Source organism: Thiorhodococcus mannitoliphagus (genome assembly GCF_010915725.1).
Lineage (GTDB): Bacteria > Pseudomonadota > Gammaproteobacteria > Chromatiales > Chromatiaceae > Thiorhodococcus > Thiorhodococcus mannitoliphagus.
This window is the reverse complement of the sequence record NZ_JAAIJR010000212.1, coordinates 1-5,585: the sequence shown is the minus strand read 5'-3', so window position 1 is coordinate 5,585 and position 5,585 is coordinate 1. Positions and strand designations below refer to the sequence as shown.

The 5,585-nt window shown below is 63.3% G+C and carries 5 protein-coding genes and 1 tRNA gene; 1 reads left to right on the top strand and 5 read right to left on the bottom strand.

The features are described 5' to 3' along the window. Positions 1 to 208: 208 nt before the first annotated feature. Together G3480_RS24820 and G3480_RS24815 are read right to left on the bottom strand one after the other, a co-directional pair. Positions 209 to 1,426 (bottom strand): slipin family protein, encoded by a 1,218-nt coding sequence (locus tag G3480_RS24820; protein ID WP_206171885.1) that lies wholly within the window; start codon positions 1,424 to 1,426, stop codon positions 209 to 211. A gap of 413 nt (positions 1,427 to 1,839) precedes the next feature. Continuing rightward, a tRNA-Arg gene (locus tag G3480_RS24815) sits at positions 1,840 to 1,913 on the bottom strand. A gap of 474 nt (positions 1,914 to 2,387) precedes the next feature. Here G3480_RS24815 and G3480_RS24810 point away from each other — a divergent pair. Then, positions 2,388 to 2,981: a helix-turn-helix domain-containing protein gene (locus G3480_RS24810; RefSeq protein WP_164656905.1), complete on the top strand. Its 594-nt coding sequence runs from the start codon at positions 2,388 to 2,390 to the stop codon at positions 2,979 to 2,981. Positions 2,982 to 3,361: 380 nt separating this feature from the next. Here the strand turns inward: G3480_RS24810 and gltS are convergent, their stop codons facing one another. From gltS to G3480_RS24795, 3 genes are all read right to left on the bottom strand, one after another. After that, positions 3,362 to 4,567, bottom strand: a complete 1,206-nt coding sequence (gltS, locus tag G3480_RS24805) for a sodium/glutamate symporter (RefSeq protein WP_164656904.1) — start codon at positions 4,565 to 4,567, stop codon at positions 3,362 to 3,364. Positions 4,568 to 4,862: 295 nt separating this feature from the next. Further along, positions 4,863 to 5,189 carry a type II toxin-antitoxin system RelE/ParE family toxin gene (locus G3480_RS24800; RefSeq protein WP_164656903.1) on the bottom strand — a complete coding sequence of 109 codons (327 nt, stop codon included), beginning with the start codon at positions 5,187 to 5,189 and terminating at the stop codon, positions 4,863 to 4,865. A 4-nt stretch (positions 5,190 to 5,193) separates the two neighbouring features. Then, positions 5,194 to 5,463 (bottom strand): type II toxin-antitoxin system Phd/YefM family antitoxin, encoded by a 270-nt coding sequence (locus G3480_RS24795; protein ID WP_164656902.1) that lies wholly within the window; start codon positions 5,461 to 5,463, stop codon positions 5,194 to 5,196. Between the last annotated feature and the right edge of the window lie 122 nt (positions 5,464 to 5,585).

Sequence of the window (5,585 nt, the reverse complement as noted above, 5' to 3'; positions counted from 1 at the left end):
CGCCACGATCCCGGGCTTGTCCAACAACCGGTTCAGATCGTCGCTCGCTTCGCTCGGACGATCTAACCTTATTCGTTATGACGCGCGACCAAACGACCGCCATCCTTTGCAGCACATCAATCATCCTAGGATTGACAAGCGAGCGCGAAGTCCACCGAATCTCGCGTCGGCGCTGGTGGACTGCGCTGCGCTTGCCCACCCTACCCACCTACCCCTTGGGGGCCTCGATCCGGATCAGCCCCTGCAGCAGCGACTCCATGCCGCCGAAGACGGTCAGGCTGCCGACCCGCTCGGTGACACGCTCCAGCGCCTCCAGCTCCTTGAGCCGCAGCAAGACCGGATTCTGGTCCATCAACTTGGCGGTGTTGAGCAGCGACCGGGTCGCGGCCGTCTCCTCACGGCGCCGGATAAGGTTGGCCTGGGCCGCCTTCTCCGCCTCCACCACCTGGTTGAGGATCTGCTTCATGTCGCCGGGCAAGATGACGTCCTTGATCCCCAGGGCCTCGACCGTGATGCCGTAAGGCTCGGCCCGCTCCCGGATCCCCGCGAGCACGCCCTGCTCGGTCACGCCCTTTTGGTCCAGCAGCTCATCCAGCGTCCGATCGCAGATGGCCTGACGCAGCCCGAACTGCAGTTCCCGATACAGGAAGTCCTTGTACTTCGGCAGCCCGGCGCGAACCTTCACCGGATCCGCGACGCGGTAGTGCGCGCTCAGGTTGATCCGCAGGCTGACCTTGTCCCGCGTCAGGATCTCCTGACCCTGGACCTCCAACTCCTGCAGCCGCAGGTCCGTCACCTCCACCTGCAGGTTGCGGGTGAAGTTCCAGAAGGCATGGACACCCGGCGGCAGGGTCCGGACCAGCCGGCCGTCCTGGAGCAACAGCCCCATCTCATGGTCGGCGACCTCCTCCTCGAGGATGTTGTCCAGAAACGCCGTCCCCGGCAGCACCTTGCCCAGCGCACGCGCCTTCTCCCGCAGCAAGGGCGAAGCCGTGGTCCAAGTATCCGAGTGCCGCAACCGACGGATGGTCTCCATCAAGGCATCGTCGACGGCCAAGTCGGTCGTCAGGTCGATCCGCTCGACGCGCACCTCAATCGGCCCCTTCCAGTAGAAGCGACGGCTCATGGGCGGAATCAGCGTGGTCAGGCGGCCATCCAGATAGACCAATCCAGCGGCTTGCTCGGTGGTCTCGACCGTCTCGACCCAATGGTCCCAGAGGGTGGCCGCCGCCTTGCGGAAGACCTCGGCATGCGGGTGGGTCAGCTCTGGATTGGTCAGGTCGTGGACCTCGACCACCAAGGCACCCGGCAGGTCCAGCCAGCGGTAGACACCTGGCCCCAGCACCTGCTCCAGCATGCCGTTCTTCAGCACCAGCGCACGCTCGTGCTGGGCGACGACCTGTCGCTTGTATCCCATGATGTTCATCGTTCTTCTCTCCTTTGCCGTCGCTGCTGGCGACACGCTTGGGCCGCACTGGCCTGCTCGTCGCATGATCAAGGGGTCGGCATCGTTGTTACCTGTTGCGTTGTTCTCTTGCTTGATTGTTGAAAGGCTCGCCCCGCGCCGCGGCGATGGGCCGTGGAGGTTGCGTGGCAGGTGCGCGCAGGCTTAGTCGAGCCGCTACCTTGCGACGGATCCTGCGCTCCTGCAGGCTCGCCTGACACCAGCGTGCTCCGATCCACGCGCTTCTCCGCGGCACGAAATCACCGCGACGCCCCCGATCCGGCCTCCGTGCCGACCCGCCAGGCGGCGGGAACATCCCGGTCGTCGGGCTGGGGCTCACCCGTTGGTGTGGATTGGATCTGACTCCAATCGGTGGCGATTTTCAGTCGCCGAAGAGACAGCGGCGGGATTCGAACCCGCTACCTACTGATTAGAAATCAGTTGCTCTACCCAGATGAGCTACGTTGTCACCCCGCGGACATCGGGCAATGGGTACGGACGACAGGGACACCCCAAGGCGCCTGAGCCCGCCACCGGGGCATCCAGAGCCCCAAGTGCTGATTGCACGATGCATCCCGCGAAGACGGTTTCGCCTGGAAGCCTCAGCGTCCAGGCACAAAAAAAGCCCCGACCAGTACTCCCGGTCGGGGCTTTGAATCCCACCGGAAGGCCCTTCTACTGGGCCTCCCGAGGTCGCATTCGGTAGAGACTCAGCTCAGAGACAGAGCGCTGCCCGTCCGCCCCACGAAGGAGCCCCGGAGCCCTGATTGATTGATATCGCCTCTGAATTTCATCTACGTCCTGATCCTCTCGATTGCGGTTGTCTGTTACTTCAATGGGCGGCTAGTCTAGCGCGGATCTCAAGTATGTCAACAAGAATATCAAGATTCTTGTAAAATGACCCAAATCCACCCCAAGCCGAAGCCCCACACGAAGCCACCGCATGCAATCGACCAACATCCCCGGCCGCATCAAACTGGCGCGTAAGATGGCCGGCCTGCCGACACAGGCCAGCCTGCTTGCATGCATCCCCGGCTGGAAGCCCTCGCGGCTCGGCAACTACGAGGCAGGCATCTCCACGCCGAGCGCTGACGACATGCTGCTGATCGCGGAGGCAACCAGTGTCTCCGCCTGCTGGCTCATGTTCGGCCAGGGTCCCATCCGCCCGAGCGAGCGCGACCTGCAAGCCGTGCGGCACCAGAACCTGACGCAGATGCTGAAGGGAATCGAGGAGGATGGGGAGCGGCTCGCCACGACGATCAAACGCCTGCGGATCTCGCGCAAGCGGCTGCGGGAGCACCTGGACAATCCCTTCCTGCCGATCTCCGATGAGCTGGCGGGGCGCTTAGAGCGATTGCTCGAGACCAAGCCAGGCTGGCTGGACGAGCAGCACGTCGAGCACGACCCGCTCTTCCTGTCCTTCCCGGAAGAGATGCGCGAGCTGATGATGATCTACTCAGAGCTGCCAGCCGCCCAGCGACCTGTGCTCATGGCGACGGTCCGCGCCCTGCGCGAGTCGTTGAGTGCGACCGACTGACGGCTGCACAGGCCAGATCGCGACGCGCTCCAGCACCCTCGTGTTCAGGTAACCCGACACCGCGCCGAGCACAGGGGTTGCTTGCCCCCGTCTCTGATCTAGCCTGCCCACAAGGAGCCTGGGCGAAGGATCCGATCAGCAGCACCTGGGGTACTTCGAGCAAGGCGCCCAGAACAGGGCCGCATCCCTTTGTTGAACCGGCGGTACTCAGACTTTAGACCGACGGCTAAACAGCGGAAAACCCTATCGTGCTGCGACACGGCTGACTAGAGTCCCTTTCGGGACGGTGGCGCACGCAAGGAGCGTGCAGTAGGCTCCGTAAGTTAATCAGGGATTAGCTGGCTAGTTCGAGCGGGCAAGGGGTCCGCTGCATCGGACCGTCAAAGGCCAACAAAGAAGTTGATGATCAGGGCGTTCACCAGGTCGATGAAGAAGCCGCAGACCAAGGGCACGATGATGAAGGCCCGGTGCGCGGGGCCGTACTGCTTCGCCACGGCCGACATGTTGACGATCGCGGTGGCCGTCGAGCCCAGCGTGATGCCGCCGAAGCCGGCACTGATGACGCTCGCCTCGTAATCCTTACCCATGGTTCGGAACACGATGAAGACGGTGAACAGGACCGACAGCAGGATCTGGAACAGCATCACCGTGCCGATGAAGACCAACAGCCCCTGCAGCTCCCAGAGCTGCAATCCCATCAGCGCCATGGTCAGGAACATGCCCAGGCTGATGTCCGAGATGAGCGCGATGCCGAGCCTGGAACCCGGGTAGGTCTCGTCTCGCTTGAACAGCAGGTTGCGCGTGTTGCCGATCAGGATGCCGGCCATCAGGCAGGAGACGAACAGCGGCAGCTGCAGACCGGCGGCCTGCAGCGCCTCGTTCAGGGCGTAGCCGATGATCAAGGCGACGTTGAGCCACAGCCAGGCCCACAGAACACCGTAGGAATCGACCTTGGTGGTGAGTTCTTCCTGATGTCCCACGCCGATGTCCAACTGGCCGTCGCCGGCAGGGGCGAGCTTGTGCCGGAGGATGAGATAGCGCGCAATCGGTCCGCCGATCACACAAGCTGCGATCAGGCCGACGGTGTTGGTGGCCACGCCAAGCTCCAGCGCGTTGGCGATCCCCAGCTGGTCGACGAAGGTCGGCGCCCAAGCCAGCGCGGTACCGACGCCGCCGGTCAGCGAGATGGAGCCCACCATGAGCCCGGCCTTCGGGTCCAGGCCGAACAGGGTTGCCATGCTGATGCCAAGCAGGTTCTGCAGCAAGATGAACGACGAGGCCAGCCCCAAGAGGATGGCCAGCGGCTTGCCGCCGGAGATCAGGGTGCGAATATCCGCCCGCAGGCCGATGGCGGCGAAGAAGTACAGCAGCAACCAGTCGCGGACTTCCAGCGTGAAGGTGACCTGCAGATCGAAGAAGTAGTAGGCCACGCCGACGGCGGCGGCGCAGAGAAAGCCGCCGATCACCGGCTCCGGGATGCTGTAGCGCCGCAACAGCTCGACCCGGCTGAGCGCCGCCTTGCCGATGAACAGCAGGATGATCGCCAGCGTGAACGACACGAAGCCGCCGAATTCGAAGGTGCTCATGAAGTCGATTCGCGAGAATTGTATAGGATGAGGACCGAACTCGCCGAGGCAAAGGGGCCTTCGTCGCTGGGAGCACGATAACTTGGCCCGATCCAATCGCTGCCGGGTCCGCGCCGATGACGACTGACATCACAGGCTACCGGAATCTTTCCGCCTGCCGCAACAGTCGAGTTCACAATGATCGCGACCCCGCTGATGGTTAAAGCCGGCGCTGCCCTCGACGGCCGACTCGGGACGGCGCCGGCCCACACGGATGTTCCCGCCGCCACCAATCACCGCAGCGAGAATAGCATCGTCAGTCCGCGAGACCCTGGGACTTGGCCGATGCCGGCAACTGCAACAATCGTTCGCTGCGCCAGACACGCACGATGCGCATGTGCAAAGGGTCCCGGCGATAGACGATCCGGAAGGGCGGGTGGATCAGCTCGCGCAGGAAGGGTTCGCCAAACTCCGGAACGATCCGCCCGATGTCCGGCTGGTCGGCGAGGACCTCCACCCGCTGGAAAATCTCGGCGACGAGCCGATCGCCAACCTCCGGCACACCTTCCGCGGCGTACCACTCTTGGATGCCCGCCAAGTCGTTGAGCGCGGACTCGGCAAAGCTGACCCTGGCGACGGTCATGCCGCTAGGCCAAGCCGAACCTGGCTTTTGCCTCGGAGAGGGAGACCTCGCGGCCGGCATCCAAGTCGGCCAATCCCGCGACGACCGCTCGCATGAAGGCGCGCTCTTCCGTAGCCTGCTCGAAATCGGACAAGGATTGCATGACGGCGACCCCACGCCCTCTGCTGGTCAGCAGGACGGGCCGATGGGCCTCGGCAACGTGCTTGACCACGCGACCAGGGTTGACCTTGAGGTCAGTCAACGGGACCACGTCTTCGGAGAATTTCACGCTCATGAACGGCGATCTCTGAGTTTGCTTGGTACTGACAATAGCACCTGTTAAGGCGATTTACGCGAAAGAACTTACCCGCAGTTTGGTCGGATGAGGATATCCCATTTGGGCAAAGTGGAACTGCG